This is a genomic window from Caballeronia sp. dw_19 (assembly GCF_018449515.1).
Classification (GTDB): domain Bacteria; phylum Pseudomonadota; class Gammaproteobacteria; order Burkholderiales; family Burkholderiaceae; genus Caballeronia.
In genome coordinates this window covers 397,834-418,757 of sequence record NZ_JAAVUQ010000002.1, presented here as the reverse complement: position 1 = coordinate 418,757, position 20,924 = coordinate 397,834, and the positions used below count along the sequence as shown (strand labels likewise).

The following is a 20,924-nucleotide window of genomic DNA, read 5'->3' as shown; positions in this document are numbered from 1 at the left end:
GCAATTTCCCAGCGCGCTAATCCACTGAATAAAGCGACCGGGAGTATTTGTCGCGGGCACCTTGATTTATTTATATTGGCCCATTGCGACAAACCCTTGTCCATATTTAACAACGTATCCGGTTGCGACCGGATTTCCCCCGACGCTACAACGAAAGTTTCGTTGGTCTTATAAAGCGTCAAATGGCCCCTGAGAATAAACCGCCGGGCCAGTTTATCTCCGCGAAACGCGGCCCTCCGTTGAATCCTTCTGCCGCAATATCGCCGGCAAACCGAACAGCAGGAGCAACGCACCGATGAGGCTCATCGCGCCGATCGCGTACAACGCGGGCGTCGTGCTGCCGGTCAGGTCGCGAACCCGTCCGACCATCACCGGACTCACAATGCCGCCGAGTTGCCCGATCGTGTTGATCAACGCTATGCCGCCGGCTGCGCCCGCCCCCGTCAGGAGCTTCGGCGGCAGCGCCCAGAACGCCGGGATCGAGGCCACCACGCCAGCCCCCATCACGCCGAGCGCAACGATCAGGAGGCCCGTTTGTTTATCGAAGATACCGGCGGCAAAAAAACCGATCGCCGCCATCACCAACAGTCCGCAGACGAATTGACGGCGTTCGCCCGAGGCGTCGGAGAGACGGCCCACCACGACCATGGAGATCGCACCGCAAATATAGGGCACGGCGGTCAGCAAGCCGATGGTGGTCGGGTTGTGCGTACCAGCGCTTCGAATAAGTTGCGGCGCCCAGAAATTGAGCCCATACGACGCCACCTGAATCAAAAAATAGATCAGTCCGAGTGCCAGGAAGCCGCGTGTCCTGATTGCGTCGATCAATGAACTGCCGCCGCCCGAGTGAGGAGCGTGCCGCTGGATGCGGCTTGCCAGCAGTGACTTTTCCGAGGCGCTAAGCCAGCCTGCGTCCTCGATGCGGTCCTTCAGCAACTTGAGTACCAGCAGGCCGAGGACGATACACGGCAAACCGCCAAGTAGAAACAGCCAGTGCCATCCGCGGATGCCGAGCACGCCGTCCATGTGCCCGAGGACCAGACCCGACAACGGCGCGCCAACCAGCCCGGAGAACGCCGAGGCAAGAAACAGCATGGACGTGATGCGACCGCGATGGCTCGCGGGAAACCATAACGTGAGGTAGTACAGAACGCCTGGGGCGAAGCCCGCTTCCATTGCGCCGATGATGAAGCGTAGCGCATAGAACTGCCATTCGTTGCCGACCAGCACCATGGCGCTAGTGGCGATGCCCCACGAAATCATGATGCGCGCGATCCAGCGGCGGGCGCCGACCTTGTAAAGCACCAGGTTGCTGGGCACTTCGAACAATACGTAGCCGATCACGAAAAGGCTGGCGCCGAGACCGTAGGCGGTGTCTGAGAAACCGAGATCGCTTTGCAGTTGAAACTTCGCAAAGCTGATGTTGATGCGATCGAAAAACGCGAACAAATAGCAGATCATGATTAACGGCATCAGCCGCCAGGCAACCTTGCTGATAACCGCTTTGAAGTCGTTTTCGCTGTGTGCCAGCGGTACGGCCGCAGTGGCGCCAAGATCGCTCATGATCGTCTCCTTGCCGGACTGGCTCGAAGGCCGTCCGGTCATATGTGTTCTGGTGATGTTGGGGGAAAGGTTTTTCGGGTAGGAAGCAGCGGCACCTATTGCACAGCGCCCTCGCTGCGTAGCCGTGCGACATCGATTGGATTGAATCCGAGATCGGACAGTACGGAGTCCGTATGTTCTCCAAGCGCCGGCCCTTGCCATCGAACTTCGCCGGGGGTGTCGGAGAGCTTGGGCACAATGCCCGGCATCTTCACCGACACCCCGCCGGGCAACGCGGCATCAAGCAACATGTCACGCGCCTGATAATGCGGGTCCGCAACAATGTCGGCCACGGAATAGATCCTGCCGGATGGCACTTGCGCCGCTTCGAGCGCGGCAAGCACGTCGTCAATCGGATGATGCGTGGTCCATGCGGTGATGGCTTCGTCCAGCCGTGCGCTCTGTGCGGCGCGGCCGTCGTTGCGGGCAAGTGCGGGGTCATCGGCGAGATCGGTGCGGCCTATTACGTGCATCAGGCGCTTGAAGATGGGATCGCTGTTGCCCGCGATCACCACAAAAGCGCCGTCTTCCGTGCGATACGTATTCGACGGCGCGATGCCCGGCAACGCACCGCCGCTGCGCTCGCGCACGTGCCCGAGCAAGTCGTATTCGGGGATCAGGCTTTCCATCAGGTTGAAGACGCTTTCCACGAGCGACACATCCACGACTTGGCCCAGGCCCTGCCCGGTCTTCACGCGCAGGATCGACATCAACGCGCCGATCACCCCGTGCAGCGAAGCCAGCGAGTCGCCAAGAGACACGCCCACGCGTGCCGGTGCGCCATCGACTTCGCCGGTTGTATAGCGAATGCCGCCCATGGCCTCGCCGATCGCGCCGAAGCCCGGACGATCGCGATACGGTCCCGACTGCCCATATCCGGAGATGCGGACCATCGTGAGTTTGGGATTGATTGCGTGCAGCACGTCCCAGCCAAGGCCGAGTTTTTCGAGCGCACCGGGACGGAGGTTTTCAATGACGACGTCGGCGTCCGCGGCGAGACGCTTGACCACATCGACGCCGTCCGGTGACTTCAGGTTCACGCACACGGACTTCTTGTTGCGCGACTGCAGATACCACCAGAGCGACGTGCCCTCGTGCAGCTTTCGCCATTTGCGAAGCGGGTCGCCATTATCCGGCGCTTCAATCTTGATGACGTCGGCGCCGAACTCCCCGAGCATGCGGGCGGCGAACGGCGCCGCAATCAGATTGCCGATTTCGATGACGCGAATGCCTGCGAGCGGTCCAGCCATGATGCATGTCTCCTGAAAAACCTAATCTGGAAGACAGCTTAGGAGCCGGCAACGCGCCCCGTCCAACCGCATTTCGCCAATGACCGTTCGCGAACGGCGAACGCTCAGCCGCCCTTCTGCCCTTCGTGCTCTGTGTGCTCCACGGCAAGCAGATGATCGAACAGCATCCGGCTCACTGGCGGGAGTCCGGCAACATCGCGTACTACGACTATCAGATCGCGCTGCCTCCAGGTTTCGTCGAGCATGACGGCTGTGAGTCCGAGCGGACGGCCAACAGTGTTGAAGACCTTCAGCGGCAGCACGCTGATGCCCAGACCAGCCTGCACCATGCGGCAGACGCCATCGAAACCCGGCACCTGGATGCGCAGCCTCAATGGTTTACCCGCCTGACGCGCGGCCGTTTGCGTGCGCAGGTTGATGGAGCTGGCCGCATGCAGCCCGACGTAATCGCTATCCAGCGTTTCGACGAACGTGACCTGCTCGCGGACCGCGAGCGCATGATCCTGGCGCATCACCACGACCAGCAAGTCGTGCCGGTAGTGCGAGACATCGAGGCCGCGCGTATCGGCTTCGCCTGAGCAGATGCCGACGTCGGCGAGGCTGTCCGCTATGCCTTGCACCACGCCGCTGCTCGGGCGCTCTTCCAGGTCGAGCTTGATGCGCTCGTTCATCGAGAAGAACGCCCGCAGGTCTTCAGGAAGGAATTCAACGATAGCCGAAAGGTTCGCCATCATGCGGACATAACCGCGCACGCCGGTCGCGTGTTCGGCCAACTCGATCCCGATGTTCTCGACATCGCGCAACACGCGGCGCGCGTGATGCAGCAGGGTTTCGCCAGCGGGCGTGAGCTCCATGCCCCGTGCCCGGCGGACAAACAGCGTCGCGCCCACGGCCTGTTCGAGTTCGAGCAGCCGCTTGCTCGCGGCCGATATCGCAATCGCCTCGCGCTCGGCCGCGCGAGTCAGCGTGCCCTCCTCGTAGACCGCGAGGAAAAGCTGCAGCGTGGTCAGGTCAAGCCGTCTCAACAGGTTTTTGAGTGCCATGCGGGTGGTTAAGCAAATGAACACAAAAGATGTCCGATGTTACCCGAGGCATGCACTACGCATTACTCCTGCTTCGTCACTCTTGCCTGGCTTCGCTCCAGCCGCCGCCGAGCGAACGGTACAACGCGACCGCTGCCAGCGCGTGTTCACGCCTCGCCTGGTTCAGCGCATCCGAGTCCTGCAGATACGCTTCCTGTGCCGCGAGTACATCGAGGAAACCGCTCGCACCGCCCTTATAAAGTTGAGTGGACAGGCGCAGCGACTGGTCGGAGGATTGCAATGCTTCCTTCAGGCGGTCGGCCTGTTCCGACGTGCCGACAAGATCGGTTCGCGTGTCCTCCACGTCTTTCAACGCTTGCAGCATGGTCTGCCGGAGACGCAGATCGGACTCACGCATGCGGCTTTGGCTCTGCTCGATGCCAGCCGTGATGCGTCCCGCATTGAAGATAGGACTGGTCGCATTGAGCGCTGCGCTGAAGAGGTTGTCGGTGAGCGTGGGCAAGCCAAGATACGACGACGCCAGCAAACCGTCGGTCAGTTGCAGCGAGAACTTCGGATAGCGGTCCGCTTGCGCAACGCCCACTTCCGCCGCGCGTTGCGTGAGCTCGGCGTAGGCACTGCGGACATCGGGACGACGCAGCAGCGCTTCCGAGGGCAGCATCTGGGGCACCGCGTTCGACGGTGTCGGAATGGTCCCCGGCGTCGCGAGCACTAACGCATCCACGGATTCCGGCGTGCGACCCGAGTACACCGCGATTAAACTTAGCTGATGCTGAATGGTGGCGTCGGCACGCGGCAGACGCGCCTGCAACTCGCTCAACTGGTTCTGCGCGCGCGTGACGTCAAGGCGCGGCGAGAGCCCGTATTGCATGCGTTCTTGCGTCAGGCGCAGCGCACGTTCCCGGATCGCGATATTGTCCTGCAGGATCTTTTGCTCGCTTTGCGCCCAGCGCAGATCCACATACGCCGATGCCGTATTTGCCGCTAGCGCGAGACGAAGCGCATCGACATCATGTTGACGGCCGGTCAATTGCGCTTGTGCCGCCAGCAACTCAAGGCGCTCGCCGCCGAATACGTCGGGCGTCCAGCCGAGTGTTACACCGAAGCCCGCCTGACGAACATAGCCCAGCGGCGGCGGCGCGTTCTGGCGTGCATCAGCAGCGGTGCCGGTCGCGTCAAGCTCCGGAAGAAGCGCAGCACGACGCTGCGTGGTCACGGCCTGCGCCTGCTTCACCCGCTCCAGTGCTGCTTGAACATCCAGGTTCTGGCTCAGCACCGAGCTCACCAGTTCATGCAACACCGGGTCGCCGAATTGCTGCCACCACGCGGTGGCATCCAGGTTGTCTTGCGGCGCGTCGGCGCTCCAGTTAGCGGGCGCTATCGACTGTACGGTCGACGGTAAATCCGCATGGCTCGCGGGTTGCACGGCGCACGCCGCGAGCGTCATGCTTGCTGCCAGCGCCAATAAAATCTTATACATGGTCGACCTCAATGAGCGTCAGGAGAAGGCGGCGCGGCGCCAATGGGCCGCACGAAAATCACGCTGACTATGCCGACCGCGAAGCACATCGCGAGTACGTAGAAGGTGTCGGAGAAGGTCATCACCAGCGCTTCGCGGAACACCAGTGCATGCAGGTTGGCAAGGCCCGCGTTGGTCGCGTTCAGCGCATCTCCGGCCACCGATCCCCAGTGCGTGAATTGCCTCGACAAGAACGCTTCCGTCTCCGGACTTCCCGTCGTGACGCGCTCGCTGATGCGCAGATAGTGAAAATTCAGCCGGTCGTTGAGCATGGTCGCGCTGACCGCAATGCCAATCGCGCCGCCGAGATTACGCATCAGGTTGAACAGTCCGCTCGCCGACTTCAGGCGCGATTGCGGCAGCGAGCCCAGCGCCATTGTCACGATAGGCGGCACCGCGAACTGCTGGCCAATACCGCGCAGCGCCTGCGGCAATAGCAGTTGCTGCCAGCCCCAGTCGTTCGTAAGCGGCACGTAGAAGTAGCAGCCAAGACCAAAACACACGAGGCCGAAGAGCAGACACCAGCGCATGTCGATCAGACGGGAAGCGAACGCATAGGCGCCGAGCGCAAGCAACTGAAAAACACCTACCGACAGCAACGCAATCCCGATCTGCAGCGAATCCAGTTCACGCACGCGGCTGAGGAACAGCGGCGTGAGAAACACCGCGACGAAGATGCCGATGCCCGTCACGAACGACAGCAAACAGCCAATTGCAAAGTTCCTGACCGCGAGCGCGCGCAGATCGACAACGGGATCTTTCGCAGTGAATGCGTGCACAAGAAACAGGAAGCCACAGATAGCGGAGATCCACGTGCAGGTGATGATCACATCGTCGCCGAACCAGTTCTTGCGTGGGCCTTCTTCGAGCACGTATTCAAGGCAGCCGAGAAAACCCGACATCAATGCGATGCCCAGGTAGTCGCCTTTCTTCAATAACGACAAATCAGGTTCGTCGATGTGCACGAACTTCGGCACCATGATCGCGACGATCAGTCCCGGCACGAGGTTCAGATAGAACAGCCAGTGCCACGACCATTGCGACGTGATCCATCCGCCGATCACGGGGCCAATCGCCGGGGCGAGAGAAGCGAGCGCGCCGATCGTCGTCGATGCAATCAGCCGCTGCTTGCCGGGGAACAGCACGAATGCCGTAGTGAAAACCGTCGGGATCATCGCGGCTCCGAGCGCACCTTGCAGGCCGCGGAAAATGATCATCGAATTGATGTCCCATGCGAGGCCGCACAGCATGCTCGTGACGGTGAAACCGACCGCGGAAGCCACGAACAGCCAGCGCGTGGAAAACACTTTGGAGAGCCAGCCGGACATCGGGATCACCAGGATTTCCGCGATCAGGTACGAGGTCTGAACCCACGAAAGTTCGTCCTGGCTCGCCGACAAACCGCCGCCGATTTCCTTCAGCGACGACGCCACGATCTGGATGTCCAGCGTCGCCATGAAGAAGCCCAGGCACATCAGTGCGAACGCGAAAATGCGCTGTCTCGTGGGCTGGTTGGCGGGGTTCAACGGAACGGCGGGGCTCATGAACGGCTCGCGCTGTCGAGGTGAACCTTGACCGTCGCCGAAAGACCGGCGCGCAACACGTTCTGCATGTCCTTCGGTACGTCGAGGCGAATCCGCACCGGGACGCGCTGCACGATCTTCGTGAAGTTGCCGGTCGCGTTCTCGGGCGGCAGTACGCTGAACGTCGCACCCGTCGCTGGCGCCAGGCTTTCTACATGACCTTGAAAGGTCCCGCTGGAGGCGTCGAGTTCAACGTCCACGCGGTCGCCCACATGCATCTTCTTGAGCTGGTCCTCCTTGAAGTTCGCATCGATCCACAAGCCGTCGGCGGGCACGATCGTCAGCAGCGACGCCCCCGTGTTCGCGAGCATGCCCACGCGCGCCGTCCGGTTGCCGACATAACCGTCGACAGGCGCGCGGATGGTCGTGTACTCCACGTTCAGTTCCGCTACGCGCCGCAACGCTTCAGCGGTTGCGACACGCGCGCGGGCGTCGTCTATCTGTGCGGCAAGCACGGCGAGCTGGCGTTGCGAGGCAAGCGCCGCTGCGTTGCTGTTATCGAGCGTGGCGCGGGCCTTCAGGTAATCCGCGTCGGCGCGTTCGACCACCTGGTCCGATACCGCCTCGTCCTTGACGAGTTGCCGGTAACGCACCTGGTCGGACGCACTGCGCGTAACTTCCGCCGCCGATGCCCGCACCTCTGCCTGGCTCTGGTTGATCACGGCGGCCTGTAGTTGCTGCTTCGCTTCGAGTTCCGCGACTGCAGCACGCGCGCCCTGCACGTCTGCATTGGCCTGTGCAAGCCTCGCGTCGTAGTCCCGTGAGTCGAGCCGGATCAGCACCTGGTTCGCTTTCACGCGCTGGTTATCGGTGACGAGCAGTTCGGTAACGAAGCCGTTCACCTTCGGCGCCATCACCGTCACGTTGCCACCAACGTACGCGTCGTCCGTACTTTGAACGAAGCGCAACACGGTGAACCAGTACGTCGCCGCGGCAGCGATCACGATCACCACAACGATGATCGCGAGCGGCATCCAGCCGAGTCGAAAAGGCCGCCGCGCTCCGCGCTCAGCCGTGGGCGCGGCGGTGGAGATAATCGGCGTGGAAGGAGTGGTCATCGGTAGGTCCTGTTGGTTGCGTCGAACTCTTCATGCGGGGGTGACGAATGGCTCGCGTGGCTCACTCGCTGGTCAGGCGGAACAGTTCGCGCCGCAGACGTGCCGCCTGCCGGCGCCCGAACTTTGCCTCGAATTCTTCTTGTGCTGCCTGCCAGTGCTGCAGCGCGTCGGCGAGCTTCGTCCGTCCGCCTTCGGTCAGCGTCAACTGCAAACGCCGCTGGCAAGGTCCGCCCAGCTCCGCCAGGACAAGCCCGCTGCGCAGCAACGGCTGCAGCACCCGGACCAGCGTCGTGCGCTCCATCACCATGGCCTGCGCGAGTTCCGCCATCGTCATGTCCGGCGTGCGTGCAAGCGCGGAGACGATGCTGAATTGCGTCGGCGTGATCTGCACCGCCGACAAATGCCGCTCGTACAACTGCGAGATGTGCCGCGCAGCCTGGCGAACTGCAAAACAGTCGTCGTGTCTGGGAGGTCGTGTGTGCATGTGCACAGATTAAGTGTGCATATGCACGTAGTCAATCGTTATCGCGCACATCAAATTGATGACGAATCCGTCAACAATCGAAAGGAAATTGATGTGAAATTAAAATGAAAGCCTGGCCGCTTCGCTCAGGCTTCGAAGAATTCCACCGCGTGTTCAATGAACGCCCGCACCTTGGCCGGCAGCAATGTGCGACTGCTGTAAGCCAGACGAATCTCGATCGCGCCATCGACGATCTCGAAGTCGTCCAGCAACGACACCAGCTTGCCGGACGCCAGTTCGTCGCGAACCAGCGCAGAAGGCAATACACCCAGGCCGAAGCCCTCCAGCACCAGTTCGCGGTTGAGCACCGCGTTGTTCGACGTCACGTCCGCCTTCAGCGGCACCGTGATCTGCTCGCCGCCATCCAGCCGGAACGTCAGCATGGGCTTGCGGATCGACGCATGCATGGCGACGAACTCAAGCCCGGCGAGCGCGGACGGATGCATCGGCCGCTGCTTGCCTTCCAGATATCCAGGCGTCACCACAATGACGAGCGGAATGCGCTCGAGCAGGCGCGTGACGGTCGTGTCGCTGGTCAGCATGAAGGGCAGCACGACACCAAGGTCATAACCGTCCGCCACCAGGTCCACGGGACGCTCGGTCAGCGTGACGTCGAGTCCGATCAGCGGGTATCGACGGCGGAAAGTGGCGATCAGCGGGACCAGCCGGTTGACTGTCGCCGTCGTGTGAGCGACCAGTCGCAGCATGCCGGTCGGATCACTGGTGCGATCCGACGCCTGCGCCTCCAGCGCGTCGAGTTCATCCAGCACGCGTGAACAGCCCGCGAAGAATTGCTCGGCGGTCTCGGTCAAAGAGATGTGGCGTGTGGTGCGGTGAAAGAGCCGGTTGCCCAGCCGTTGCTCGAGCGTGGCGATGGCGCGCGACACGACCGGCGGCGACACGCCAAGCAGATCGGCGGCGCGCGTGAAACTCTTCGCCTCCACGACCGCGCGGAACACTTTGAGGCTTGTCAGATAGTCCATGTCTCGGTCCTTGGGGTGCAGCGCGGGGGCTTTCAGCCGGCTTTGCAGCCAGGCAATTCCTTTGGACAACGCCCGGATTCTCCTGCAAGCCGGACTTTTTTGCCGATCATCGTGCAGCGCCGAAGGGGAAACTGGCCTCGTCGGGTCATTTTCTCATCTGATAAGAATTGATTTCTTTTTTTGAGAATTGGCGAGTGAAACTTCCGTCATGAAGCATCCGGCCGAATCCTCCTCCGTCATCGATCGCGTCCTGCACGCGCTGACCAGCGTCGCACGTGCGGGGCGGCCGATCGGCGCCAAGCAGATCGCCGCGGATATTGGCGCGCCTTTGTCCACTGTGTACCGGCTGCTGGGCTCGCTCAAGCAGTGGGGACTCTTGCAGGAGCATGCGAACTCCGGCCTGTTCGAACCGGGTCCGTCCAGCGTACAACTCGCGTGGGGGTTCGACCAGAACGCGCAGCTCGTCACCCAAAGCCGCGATGAGATCCAGGCGCTCGTGCAAAGGACCGGCGAGAGTGTCGGCTTGCTCGTCCCGATCAACGACGCCGTCGTATGTCTCTCAATGATTGAAAGCGACCAGCCGCTGCGCTGCTCGTTCGCCCGTGGCCGCGCGCATCCGCTGACACGCGGCGCCTCGGCGAAAGCACTGCTCGCGTTCCTGCCCGAAGCCAAGGCCGATGTCCTGATCGCCGGCAGCGCGCCCGACGACGCGGAAAGCGCCGCCGCGCTACGGGTGCAACTGGAGGAGATTCGCCGCCGGCGATTTGCGACGAGCGAGAGTGAAGTCGATATAGGCGTATGGGGCGTGAGCGCCCCGCTTATATCGGATGCGGGACGACTGGAAGGAACCATCACCTTGATGGCGCCCGTTGCTCGCATTGCGGGACGTGAAGCCGAACTGGCGCAACTCACGCGCGCTGCCGCAGATCGCATCGGCTACAAGCTTTGAGCCCCTTATTTTCAACTTTGCGTGGTCCACGCTATCCAAGGAAACCAGCATGAAACTGATCCAGGCACTTTCCGCCTTCGCGCTCGCTGTTGTAGTTGGTGTGGCCGCCGCGCCCGCCGCCCGCGCCGCCGATGACACCATCCGCGTGGCGACCGACGCGACCTTTCCCCCGCTCGAATTCGTCAAGGACGGCAAGCGCACGGGCTTCGATATCGAGTTGATCGAAGCCATGGCCAAGACCATGGGCAAGAAAGTGCAATGGGTGGACATCGACTTCAAAGGGCTGATTCCAGGGTTGATCGCGAATCGCTTCGACGTCGCCGCGTCGGGCATCTACATGACGGACGAGCGCCGCAATGTCGTCGATTTCACCGATCCGTACTACAAGGGCGGCCTCGTCGTGCTGGTGCGCAAGAACGACACGTCGATCAAGACGCCCGCCGACCTCGACGGCAAGAAAGTGACCGTGCAGGTCGGCACGAAGTCGGTCGCCTTCCTGAAAGACAACTATCCGAAGGTACAGCGGGTGGAGGTTGAAAAGAACCAGGAGATGTTCGATCTGGTGAACATCGGCCGCGCCGATGCCGCGGTCACCGGGCGTCCCGCTGCCGTGGAATACGCGAAGGTACAACCCAACGTGCGTGTACTCGACAAGGGACTCACCACCGAGCTGTACGGCTTCGCGCTGCGCAAGGACGAAACCGCGCTGACGGCGCAGATGAACAAGGCGCTGCTGACATTGCGCGCCAACGGCACCTACGACGCGCTCACCACGAAGTGGTTCGGCAAGCAGTAACGCGGCGGTCCTTACCGGAGTAACCGATGACGCTCGATTTTTCACCCGTATGGGCAGGCTGGGAAGCACTCGCGACCGGCGCTGCGACGACTGTCGAAGTCACGGCCTGCTCACTCGTACTTGGCTGCGTGCTCGGCCTGCTGGTAGGGATCGGCAGGCTCGCGCCGCAGCGCCGCGTGGTCTATGGCATCTGCACCGCCTATCTCACGTTCATACGCGGCACGCCCTTGCTCGTGCAGCTTTTCATCCTGTTCTTCGGCCTGCCGCAGTTCGGCATCATGCTGCCCGCGTTTGCGTGCGGCGTGCTCGGACTCGGCGTTTATAGCGGCGCGTATGTGTCGGAGATCGTGCGAGGGTCGATTCAATCGGTGGATCGTGGCCAGATGGAGGCCGCGCGATCGCTTGGGATGCCTTATCGAATGGCCATGCGCAAGGTGATCTTGCCGCAAGCGTTCGTACGCATGATTCCGCCGCTCGGCAACGAGTTCATCGCGTTGATCAAGAACTCGGCGCTGGTCTCCCTGCTGACGATCAACGACCTGATGCACGAAGGCGAGAAGATCATCAGCGTGTCGTACCGGTCGCTGGAGGTGTACATAGTGATCGCGTTCATCTACCTGATCCTGACGAGCGCGACGTCGCTGGTATTGCGCAAGACTGAAAAATCGCTGCGTGCCGACGGGAGAGTCTGACCATGAGCACGGCCGTGAATATGAGTATGAATGAGCCCATTGTTTCAGTCAGGCAACTGGCGAAGTCGTTCGGACCCAACCGCGTGCTGAACGGTATCGATATGGACGTGCAGCCGTCTCAGGTGATTGTGGTGATCGGGCCGAGCGGCTCGGGCAAGAGCACCTTCCTGCGCTGCCTGAACGGGCTGGAAACGGCCGAAGAAGGCACGGTCCGGATCTGTGGCCATGCGCTGGTGGACAACGGCCGGATGATCGATGAGAACGGCCTGAACCGAATCCGCCGGGATGTCGGCATGGTATTTCAATCGTTCAACCTGTTTCCGCATCTGACCGTGCTGCAGAACGTCACGCTCGCGCCGCGCTCGCTGGCCCGCATGAGCGCGGCGGAAGCCGACGCCCAGGCGCGCGCCCTGCTGGCGAAGGTCGGGCTCGGTCATAAGGCAGATGTTTACCCGGGCACTTTATCCGGTGGGCAGAAGCAGCGTGTGGCGATTGCACGGGCTCTGGCGATGCGCCCGCAAGTGATGCTCTTCGATGAACCCACGTCCGCGCTCGATCCCGAACTGGTCGGTGAAGTGCTGCAGGTCATGCAGGCTCTCGCGAGCGAAGGCATGACCATGCTGATCGTTACGCATGAGATGAATTTTGCGCGCGATGTGGCTGACACGGTTGTGGTGATGGACCATGGCAGCGTGATCGAGGCGGGACCGCCGGCACAGATTTTCGGGGCGCCGCGCGAAGCCCGCACGCGCAGTTTTTTGCAGGCGGTCTTGTCGCGCGAACAGGCGGCATGAGCAAAAAACTTTAAGGCCTCAGGATACCCCGGTCTCTGCCGGCCACGGCCAGCGGCTAAAACGCGATTCCGGTCTGGCTTCGTCTGACGGTGCTTGCAAACCTTCCGCAAACCACGCCACGTCGGTTCTGCGCTCCTTGACGTAACGCCCCCACCCCCGGGCGTTGCCGGCAAAGAGATCATGCTGCACCGTCGACGCCAGCAATGACCGGTTCAGGTCTTCATCGAGCAGGGTTTTTGGCCAGAGGAAAAATGCCGCGGTCGCGCGTTCGTTCACCTGTTGCGGGGTCAGGGCGGCATCGAGATATCCCAGCCATGTGAAACTGGCAAGCGAGTCCTCACGGGCAATCGCGTCGCCGAGCGTAGCGTGGCGCCGGTCGCTACGCGACAAGCACGACAGCGCCTCCAGCACATCGCCCAGATGCAGCAATAGCGCACGCCGTTCATAAGCATCTTTCATTAAAATCTCCAGATTCATTGGACCGGCTCCGAGCGATTCGAGAAGGAACCATGGCGTCGGCCAGATGAGGAAAAACGCTCTCGGATTGACAGGAAGGCGGGGCGGCCCCGGTCATTGTGTTGCGGTTTGACATGTCCAGAGAGTGTCGAAAAGACAGCAGCTCACTCGCGGATGCTCGTGTCTTGCATGAGCATGAAGTGGTCCAGCATACGGTAAGCGAGAACGCGAAACGCTCGGCCGGGGTTTGACCTCGCCAGACCCCGCTCATCGCCCTGCGCGTGACGTGCGTTCGTGTGCTTCATCAAGTCGTCCGCGCCGAAGTGTCAGGAACACATGACGGCTAGGCAGCATGAGCCGGTGAGCCATTCTCAAGCGTCCGCCCCGAGTTTCTGAAAGCTCAGACGATAATCATTCGGAGACACCCCTAAGCGTTGCCGGAACACAATTCGCATGCGGTCCGCCGTGCCGAAACCGCACTCATACGCGATCGTTTTCAACGGCGTCGTGCTGCTTTCCAGCGCGTTGCGCGCTGCATCAATACGCGCGCGCTCCACGAAATCATGCGGCGTCACCCCGGTCGCCTCGACGAACGCGCGCGCGAAATTGCGCTCGCTCATCCCCGCGATCTGCGCCAGCTTTTCCACCGTCATGCGTTCGCCAATATGCTCCATCACGTACGCCTGCACCTTGGCTGCGGGCGACGTTTCGTCGGCAGGCGCACTCAGGTACGGGCTGAATTGCGACTGGCCGCCGCGGCGCTGCGCAAATACCACCAGACGCTTGGCGACAGCGAGCGCGATACGCGAGCCGTGATCTTCGGCAACAAGCGAGAGGGCAACGTCAATCCCCGCCGTCACACCCGCCGATGTCACCAGGTTGCCGTCGCGAATATGAATACGGTCGAGCTCAACCTGGGCCAGCGGAAATTGCCGTGCGAGTTGCGGCGCATTTTGCCAGTGCGTTGTGACATGACGCCCATCGATCAGACCGGCATGACCCAGCGCGAACGCGCCGGTGCAGATCGAACCGTAGCGCTCGCAACGAGAAGCAACGTCGCGCAGCCACGTGCTCAGGCGCGGATCGGGGGGATCGAAGGGCAGCCCGGGACCACCCGCCACGAGGGCGATATCGTAGCGCTGCCGCGGCTCCTCGCATGTCGTGTCCGCCAGCATTCGGGTGCCATTCGATGCGCGCACCGGCGCATTGTCCGCGCTGACCAGCGTGATCGCGTACCCCGCATCCGCAGCGACAAAACCGTTCGCCTCGGCGAATACATCGAGTGGACCCGCTACATCTAGCGCCTGCACTTGCGGAAAAATCGCGATAGCGACGCTACGCATGAGGTCATGCTCCTTTGTCGACGGGAGTTAGCGTGTCGACCGGAGTTAGCGCTTCAGCGCTTACTCCGGTCCCATAGCGCTTACTCCCGTCCCATGCAATTCATTGCGGTCGACCGGAGTTAGCGTGTCGACCAGAGTTGGCGCTTTAGCGCTTACTCAGGTCCCATAGCGCTTTACTCCAGTCCCACGGAAAGGGCTGTTTTTTCACGCGTTTTACGCGCTTGGCAGCAGACGCCGTGCGGTTGGCAGACTTCGACGGACCCAATGCATTGCGGCCGTGGCGGCGCGCGGCCACACTGAATTCGTCGTCCACCCTCTTTCGTTTCTCCCGATGACCCGCTCCGAACAGCGCATTTTAGCAAGGTGTTCGCGGCATCGAACGCGGCATCGTGGAGAAGCCCAACACTCAAGGAACATTGAACATGACTACCACCATCGCCGGCATCCGCATTCCCGACAGCGCCATGGCGCGCGCGGCGACCGAACTCGTTCGCGACACCGAGCCGGACCTGCTGTATAACCACTCGCGCCGCGTGTTCCTGTTTGGCGCGTTGACCGGCGAACGGCGTCAGTTGGCCTATGACGCGGAACTGCTTTACATAGGGGCCATGTTCCATGACATGGGCTTGATCGACGCGTACAGCAGCGCGAATGATCGTTTCGAAGTGGACGGTGCGAACGCCGCGCGCGACTTCCTCAAGGGTTACGGCATTGGCGAACACGACATAGAACAGGTTTGGGATTCAATCGCATTGCACACCACGCCGGGCATTCCGCAGCACAAGAAGCCGGTGGTCGCGCTGGTCACGGCGGGCGTGGAGATGGACGTGCTCGGACTCGCTTACGACGAGTTCACCGAGTCCCAGCGCAAACAGGTCATCTCCGTGCATCCGCGTGAGGTGAACTTCAAGGAGGGGATCATCGATGCGTTCGCTCACGGCACGATCAAGAAGCCGGAGACCACGTTCGGCAACGTGAAGGCCGATGTCCTCGCACTCAAGGACCCCACCTACAAACGCCTCAATTTCTGCAGCCTGATCCTCGGGTCGTCGTGGAATGACAGCGCCGCCGGGTGCGCTCGTTGCAGTGACCCGGCACATAATCATTGATCGTTTGGCGAGGCGGAATCGCCGCTCCTCCACTGGAGCGGCCCGTTTATCGTTAAAACAGATAAGCGTATAGGATTTGGTTCGTTGACCTTGTTCGCACAGGATTTTAGATTCGGGGTCTGACCTTGGACTTTTGCGGCGTATGTTGTCGGTGCTTCAGCGACGCGTTGCCCCAAGCGTTCCCGCCTCGAATTGACGCTTCTAACCGAATTAACGAGTCCAGCGTGACGACCTTATCCCCACACCAGACCATCGAGATCACGCCGTTTGAAAGCTCACCGTTGGGTGCTGAAGTAACAGGTCTCGACCTGAGCCAGCCGCTTGCCGACGAAGATTTCAAGCGCATTCACCGCGCTCATCTCGATCATCACGTAGTCGTGTTTCGCGACCAGCGCATTACGCCCGACCAGCAAATCAGCTTCAGCCGCCGTTTCGGTCCGCTGCAAATCCACGTGCTGCATCAGTTCCAGTTGTCCGGCCACCCGGAGATCCTGATCGTCTCCAACGTGATGGAAAACGGTAAGCCGATTGGTCTCGGCGATGCCGGGCATTTCTGGCATTCGGACCTGTCGTACAAGGAAACACCGAGCCTCGGTTCTTTGCTGCACGCGCAGGAATTGCCTGCGGAAGGCGGCGACACGCTGTTCGCCAACATGCATCTGGCATGGGATACGCTGCCGCAAGCGCTCCGCGACGCCGTTGAGGGGCGCTCTGCCGAGCACACCTATCTGGCGAAATACGCCGAGTTGCAAAAGCGCAGCCCGTGGCGCCCCAACCTCTCCGCCGAACAAATCGCCGAGGTAAAACCGGTCGTTCATCCGATCATTCGCACGCATCCGGAAAACGGCCGCAAGGCGCTGTTCGTGAGCGAGCATTTCACCACGCGCGTGATCGGCCTGCCCGAAGACGAGAGCCGCGACCTGCTGCAAGCCCTCTTTGAACACAGCGTGCGCGACGAGCATATCTACCGGCACGTATGGCGCGAGCACGACCTCGTGTTCTGGGACAACCGTTCCCTCATGCATCTCGCAGCGGGCACGCCTGACCATCTGCGCCGGAAGATGTATCGAACGACAATCGAGGGCGATACGCCGTTCTGAGCGTCCTTAGGCCCTGTTTCACATTCAATTCTAAAAACACTTCTTCGGACTTTCGATGCCGCTTCCGTTCTCGCTTGCGTCCCTCTCCCGGCGGGGACCAGGAGGTTCCCGTTCGTCGCTGCGCTCGCTCACTGCGGCGTTTGTTTCCTTATCCGTTGCCATCTCGTCGCTTGCCGCAGCCACGCCCGCGCACGCCGAGGGCACCATCAGAATCGCGGAACAGTTTGGCGTGGTGTATCTGCTGCTGAACGTGGCGCGTGACCAGAACCTGATCGAACAGGAAGGCAAGAAAGCCGGCATCGATATCAAGGTGGACTGGCTGAAGTTATCGGGAGGAGCGGCGGTCAATGACGCCCTGTTGTCCGGTTCCATCGATATCGCAGGCGCCGGCATCGGGCCGCTGATGACGATCTGGGATCGCACGCACGGCAAGCAGAACGTAAAGGGCGTGGCCTCGCTGGGCAACCTGCCGTACTACCTCGTATCGAATAATCCGAACGTGAAGACCATCGCGGATTTCACGGAAAAGGACCGCATTGCGGTACCGGCGGTATCGGTGTCCGTGCAATCGCGCGTGCTGCAGTTTGCCGCCGCGAAGCGCTGGGGCGACAAGGACTACGATCGCCTGGACAAGCTGACGCAAGCCCTTCCGCACCCGGATGCCGCCGCGGCGATCATTGCCGGCGGGACGGAGATCACCGGGCACTTTGGCAATCCACCGTTCCAGGAGCAGGAACTGGCGGGCAATCCGAAAGCGCATATCGTGTTGAATTCCTACGATGTCCTCGGCGGCCCAGGCTCGTCCACCGTGCTCTACGCGACCGAAAAATTCCGCGATAACAATCCTAAGACGTATCGCGCATTCATCGCCGCGCTCGCGGATGCCGCGCGTTTCGTCTCGGCGAATCCGGAAGCGGCTGCGGATACCTATATCCGCGTGAACAATGCCAGGATTGATCGCAAGCTGCTGATCGGGATCATCAAGAACCCGGACACGCAGTTCAAGATCACGCCGCAAAATACGCTTGGGCTCGCCCAGTTCATGTACCGGGTCGGCGCGATCAAGAACGAGCCAAAGTCATGGCAAGACTATTTCTTCGCCGATCCGGCGCTCGGCAACGGAAGCTGAACCTGCCTGCCGCATGGCCCCGTTTTAACAACGCCCGCAGCGCCAGCGGGCGTTTTTTCGATCATCGCCTGAACGTACGATTACGGCACTGGAACGGCAAAACCGTCGCTTATGCGTCGGCGTGTTTTGAATATGCGCAATGATTGGTTCACGCGCGCGCGACGCGCCGCTAAGGTCGTGTTTTATGCATATACGCACAGCCATGGCCGCCAATCCTACCGTTCTTTATCCGCCGCCCGGGCACAGTGATTCTCCCGCGACGAGCGCCAGGCTTCTCACCGTCGATAAAGTCAGCCTCGAGTACCGCACCCGCGAGCGCATCGTGCGCGCGACGCACGAGGTCAGCTTCGACGTGTATGGCGGCGACCGTTTCGTGCTGCTCGGACCATCCGGTTGCGGCAAGTCAACGCTGCTTAAAGCGGTCGCTGGCTTCATTGAACCGACCGCGGGAACGATCCGGATCGACGATAAACCCGTGCGAGGTCCCGGTACGGATCGCATTGTCGTGTTCCAGGAATTTGATCAGTTGCCGCCGTGGAAAACCGTGCTCCAAAACGTGGCGTTTCCGTTGCGCGTAGGCAAGAAGCTGAGCCGCGCGGAAGCGCGCGAACAAGCGCTGTATTTCCTCGATAAGGTCGGCCTCTCTGCTTTCGCCGATGCCTACCCGCACACGCTTTCCGGCGGCATGAAACAGCGCGTGGCGATCGCTCGCGCACTGGCGATGCAACCCCGCGTGTTGCTAATGGACGAACCGTTCGCCGCGCTCGACGCCCTCACGCGCCGCAAGATGCAGGAGGAGCTGCTGCGCTTGTGGGAAGAGGCGAGTTTCACGCTGCTGTTCGTCACGCATTCGATCGAGGAGGCGCTGATTGTCGGCAACCGCATCTTGCTGCTGACACCGCATCCTGGCCGGGTTCGCGCCGAATTGAACAGCCACCAGTTCAACAAGGACAGCTCGGGGCGCACCGACTTTCAGCAAAGCGTTGCGCGCATTCATCGGTTGCTGTTTGAAGACACGGGGGCCGTTCAATGAGCACGCCCACCATCCCCTCGTTGGAACCTGCCGCGCTCGTGCCACCGGTTCGCGAAGAATACGAACGGATTCCCGAACCGCTAAAGGATGTCGCCGTAGAAGTACCGTTACCGTTCGGCAAGCGGCTTTCGAATCAGACGTGGTTACGCAAGGCGTTGATCGCTCTGGTGCTGATCGGGATATGGGAAGCGGCAGCGCGAGCGGTTGGCAACGACCTGCTGCTGCCCACCTTCACCGATACATTGACGGCCTTCGTACAAGGCATCTGGTCGGGCGAACTGATCGCTAAAACGGCGATCTCCCTGTCCGTGCTGTTGAGAGGTTATCTGCTCGGCGTGGCGCTGGCGTTCGTGCTGACATCGCTTGCCGTGTCTACGCGCTTTGGCCGCGATCTGCTGTCCATGCTGACCGCCATGTTCAATCCTTTGCCATCCATCGCGCTGTTACCGCTCGCGTTGCTGTGGTTCGGCCTGGGGACGGGAAGCCTGTTGTTCGTGCTTGTGCATTCGGTGTTGTGGCCGCTCGCGTTGAACACCTACTCCGGCTTTCAATCCGTGCCGGAAACGCTGCGCATGACCGGCCGAAATTACGGGCTGAAGGGGCTTCGGCATGTGCTGCTGATTCTGGTCCCCGCCGCCTTGCCTTCGATCCTGGCCGGGCTCCGTGTGGGGTGGGCGTTTGCATGGCGAACGCTGATCGCAGCGGAACTGGTGTTCGGCGCCAGTTCCGGGAATGGCGGGCTCGGCTGGTACATCTTTCAGAATCGTAACGAGCTGTATACCGACAAGGTATTCGCAGGGTTGGCGGCGGTGATCGTGATCGGTCTGATCGTCGAGCATCTGGTATTCGATACGTTCGAACGGCTCACCGTGCGTCGTTGGGGCGTGCAGCGTTAGAGGGTTTTGGAAGTTGTTGCGAAATTAGGTTTCGTTCGCACTGCTCGGGGGTTGGGTTTTGGTTTTGGTTTGGGTTTACTGGTGCGGCTTAGGGCGGTGCTTTGGTCGTTGGAGTTGGTGGTTGAGGTCAGGGCCGAGTTGCCAGGATCTTGCGGTGGCGGTTGGAGTCTATGCCGGGGTGGTCGGTTCTGGGGTTAGTGGTTGGGGTCAATGCCGGGGCGGTCGGTTCTGGGGTTAGTGGTCGGGGTCAATGCCGGGGTGGTCGGTTCCGGGGTTAGTGGTCGGGGTCAATGCCGGGTTGGTGCTTTCAGCGTTAGTGGTCTGCGAGAGTTGGATTTTCTCTTTATCACTATTAGCCACTGTGCGTGGCGGCACGTCATTTCTTTGTCCAAAGCGACAAAGAAACGAAGCAAAGAAAACGCTTTAACCACGCTACCCTAAGTGTCCACAGCGTGCAGTTTTCATTCATAGGTGCCCCAAAAGCACGGTGCTCGCCAGAGCGAAGGATGTGTGAACCCCTCCTTCTCGCGAATCCTGACACGAACACGCTTCGCCACCAGTGCTCTCGGGCAAGCACGTGTGTGTAGTGGTCTAAGAACCGGTATGGCCTCACGCGTCTTTGGGGGTGGCTGCTTGGTCGGCTCGCTTTTCTCGTGGTCACAGCTTGATCCACAGCCGCTCGACGTGACGCGTATTTACTCCCTCAGTCTTTGGTGAATTGGCTACGCGGCCTACACCGTTATTTTCGTCGGGTACGGCCTTACATACTTTGGGGCTTTATTATTTGGTAGTTGGCGGCGTGATTCGAGGTGCATACACATTTGGAGGGAGGTCGTCCGCGGATAGCGCGGGGTGCCCCTTGGCAGGTTCAATCACTGGTGGCGAAGCGTGTGGGTATCCGTGTTCGGAGAAGGAGGGTTTCAACTATCCGTGGCTCTGGCGAGCACCGTGCTTTTGGGGCACCTATGAATAGAAACTGCACGCTGTGGACACTTAGGGTAGCGTGTTTTAAAAGCGTTTTCTTTGCTTCGTTTCTTTGTCGCTTTGGACAAAGAAATGACGTGCC

General features: G+C 61.0%; 20 protein-coding genes. 9 read left to right on the top strand and 11 right to left on the bottom strand.

Annotation, left to right across the window (positions count from 1 at the left end):
- Positions 1-213: 213 nt before the first annotated feature.
- The 8 genes from HB376_RS04735 to HB376_RS04700 form a co-directional block, all read right to left on the bottom strand.
- Positions 214-1,563 carry an MFS transporter gene (locus HB376_RS04735; RefSeq protein WP_213762249.1) on the bottom strand — a complete coding sequence of 450 codons (1,350 nt, stop codon included), beginning with the start codon at positions 1,561-1,563 and terminating at the stop codon, positions 214-216.
- Positions 1,564-1,658: 95 nt separating this feature from the next.
- The gene (locus tag HB376_RS04730) at positions 1,659-2,852 is read right to left on the bottom strand and encodes a CaiB/BaiF CoA-transferase family protein (RefSeq protein ID WP_213762248.1); all 1,194 of its coding nucleotides are present in this window, start codon (positions 2,850-2,852) and stop codon (positions 1,659-1,661) included.
- A 104-nt stretch (positions 2,853-2,956) separates the two neighbouring features.
- Positions 2,957-3,895, bottom strand: a complete 939-nt coding sequence (locus HB376_RS04725; protein WP_213762247.1) for a LysR family transcriptional regulator — start codon at positions 3,893-3,895, stop codon at positions 2,957-2,959.
- Between the two features lie 76 nt (positions 3,896-3,971).
- Positions 3,972-5,375 carry an efflux transporter outer membrane subunit gene (locus tag HB376_RS04720; RefSeq protein ID WP_213762246.1) on the bottom strand — a complete coding sequence of 468 codons (1,404 nt, stop codon included), beginning with the start codon at positions 5,373-5,375 and terminating at the stop codon, positions 3,972-3,974.
- Between the two features lie 8 nt (positions 5,376-5,383).
- Positions 5,384-6,958, bottom strand: coding sequence for a DHA2 family efflux MFS transporter permease subunit (locus tag HB376_RS04715; protein WP_213762245.1), 1,575 nt, complete (start codon positions 6,956-6,958; stop codon positions 5,384-5,386).
- Positions 6,955-8,055, bottom strand: coding sequence for an HlyD family secretion protein (locus HB376_RS04710; protein WP_255631154.1), 1,101 nt, complete (start codon positions 8,053-8,055; stop codon positions 6,955-6,957). Before HB376_RS04710 ends, HB376_RS04715 begins: the two co-directional genes overlap by 4 nt.
- Before the next feature lie 61 nt (positions 8,056-8,116).
- On the bottom strand, positions 8,117-8,539 hold the full coding sequence (locus HB376_RS04705) for a MarR family winged helix-turn-helix transcriptional regulator (RefSeq protein WP_213762244.1): 423 nt from the start codon (positions 8,537-8,539) through the stop codon (positions 8,117-8,119).
- Positions 8,540-8,664: 125 nt separating this feature from the next.
- On the bottom strand, positions 8,665-9,561 hold the full coding sequence (locus HB376_RS04700) for a LysR family transcriptional regulator (protein ID WP_213762299.1): 897 nt from the start codon (positions 9,559-9,561) through the stop codon (positions 8,665-8,667).
- Between the two features lie 208 nt (positions 9,562-9,769).
- On the opposite strand from HB376_RS04700, the gene HB376_RS04695 reads away from it, so the two are divergent.
- The 4 genes from HB376_RS04695 to HB376_RS04680 are packed head-to-tail and all read left to right on the top strand — an operon-like array spanning position 9,770 to position 12,792.
- Entirely contained in the window at positions 9,770-10,510 is a 741-nt protein-coding gene (locus tag HB376_RS04695; protein ID WP_213762243.1) for an IclR family transcriptional regulator, read from the top strand.
- A gap of 49 nt (positions 10,511-10,559) precedes the next feature.
- Positions 10,560-11,306, top strand: a complete 747-nt coding sequence (locus HB376_RS04690; RefSeq protein ID WP_213762242.1) for a transporter substrate-binding domain-containing protein — start codon at positions 10,560-10,562, stop codon at positions 11,304-11,306.
- Between the two features lie 26 nt (positions 11,307-11,332).
- Complete coding sequence (locus tag HB376_RS04685) at positions 11,333-11,998, top strand: amino acid ABC transporter permease (RefSeq protein ID WP_213762241.1); 666 nt, start codon at positions 11,333-11,335, stop codon at positions 11,996-11,998.
- A gap of 26 nt (positions 11,999-12,024) precedes the next feature.
- Complete coding sequence (locus tag HB376_RS04680; protein WP_218627161.1) at positions 12,025-12,792, top strand: amino acid ABC transporter ATP-binding protein; 768 nt, start codon at positions 12,025-12,027, stop codon at positions 12,790-12,792.
- Positions 12,793-12,810: 18 nt separating this feature from the next.
- On the opposite strand, the gene HB376_RS04675 is transcribed toward HB376_RS04680, so the two are convergent.
- The 3 genes from HB376_RS04675 to HB376_RS04665 all read right to left on the bottom strand — a co-directional run bounded on the left by HB376_RS04675 (position 12,811) and on the right by HB376_RS04665 (position 14,904).
- Positions 12,811-13,251: a hypothetical protein gene (locus tag HB376_RS04675; RefSeq protein WP_213762239.1), complete on the bottom strand. Its 441-nt coding sequence runs from the start codon at positions 13,249-13,251 to the stop codon at positions 12,811-12,813.
- A gap of 368 nt (positions 13,252-13,619) precedes the next feature.
- The gene (locus HB376_RS04670) at positions 13,620-14,591 is read right to left on the bottom strand and encodes a GlxA family transcriptional regulator (RefSeq protein WP_213762238.1); all 972 of its coding nucleotides are present in this window, start codon (positions 14,589-14,591) and stop codon (positions 13,620-13,622) included.
- A gap of 145 nt (positions 14,592-14,736) precedes the next feature.
- Positions 14,737-14,904 (bottom strand): hypothetical protein, encoded by a 168-nt coding sequence (locus HB376_RS04665; protein WP_213762237.1) that lies wholly within the window; start codon positions 14,902-14,904, stop codon positions 14,737-14,739.
- 109 nt (positions 14,905-15,013) lie between these two features.
- On the opposite strand from HB376_RS04665, the gene HB376_RS04660 reads away from it, so the two are divergent.
- The 5 genes from HB376_RS04660 (at position 15,014) to HB376_RS04640 (ending at position 19,858) form a co-directional block, all read left to right on the top strand.
- The gene (locus tag HB376_RS04660; RefSeq protein WP_213762236.1) at positions 15,014-15,700 is read left to right on the top strand and encodes an HD domain-containing protein; all 687 of its coding nucleotides are present in this window, start codon (positions 15,014-15,016) and stop codon (positions 15,698-15,700) included.
- A gap of 224 nt (positions 15,701-15,924) precedes the next feature.
- Positions 15,925-16,800 (top strand): TauD/TfdA family dioxygenase, encoded by an 876-nt coding sequence (locus HB376_RS04655; RefSeq protein ID WP_346730438.1) that lies wholly within the window; start codon positions 15,925-15,927, stop codon positions 16,798-16,800.
- Positions 16,801-16,855: 55 nt separating this feature from the next.
- The gene (locus tag HB376_RS04650) at positions 16,856-17,929 is read left to right on the top strand and encodes an ABC transporter substrate-binding protein (RefSeq protein WP_213762235.1); all 1,074 of its coding nucleotides are present in this window, start codon (positions 16,856-16,858) and stop codon (positions 17,927-17,929) included.
- A 202-nt stretch (positions 17,930-18,131) separates the two neighbouring features.
- Positions 18,132-18,962, top strand: coding sequence for an ABC transporter ATP-binding protein (locus HB376_RS04645; protein ID WP_213762234.1), 831 nt, complete (start codon positions 18,132-18,134; stop codon positions 18,960-18,962).
- Complete coding sequence (locus tag HB376_RS04640; RefSeq protein WP_213762233.1) at positions 18,959-19,858, top strand: ABC transporter permease; 900 nt, start codon at positions 18,959-18,961, stop codon at positions 19,856-19,858. The genes HB376_RS04645 and HB376_RS04640 overlap by 4 nt, the downstream gene beginning before the upstream one ends.
- The last annotated feature ends 1,066 nt before the right edge of the window (positions 19,859-20,924 follow it).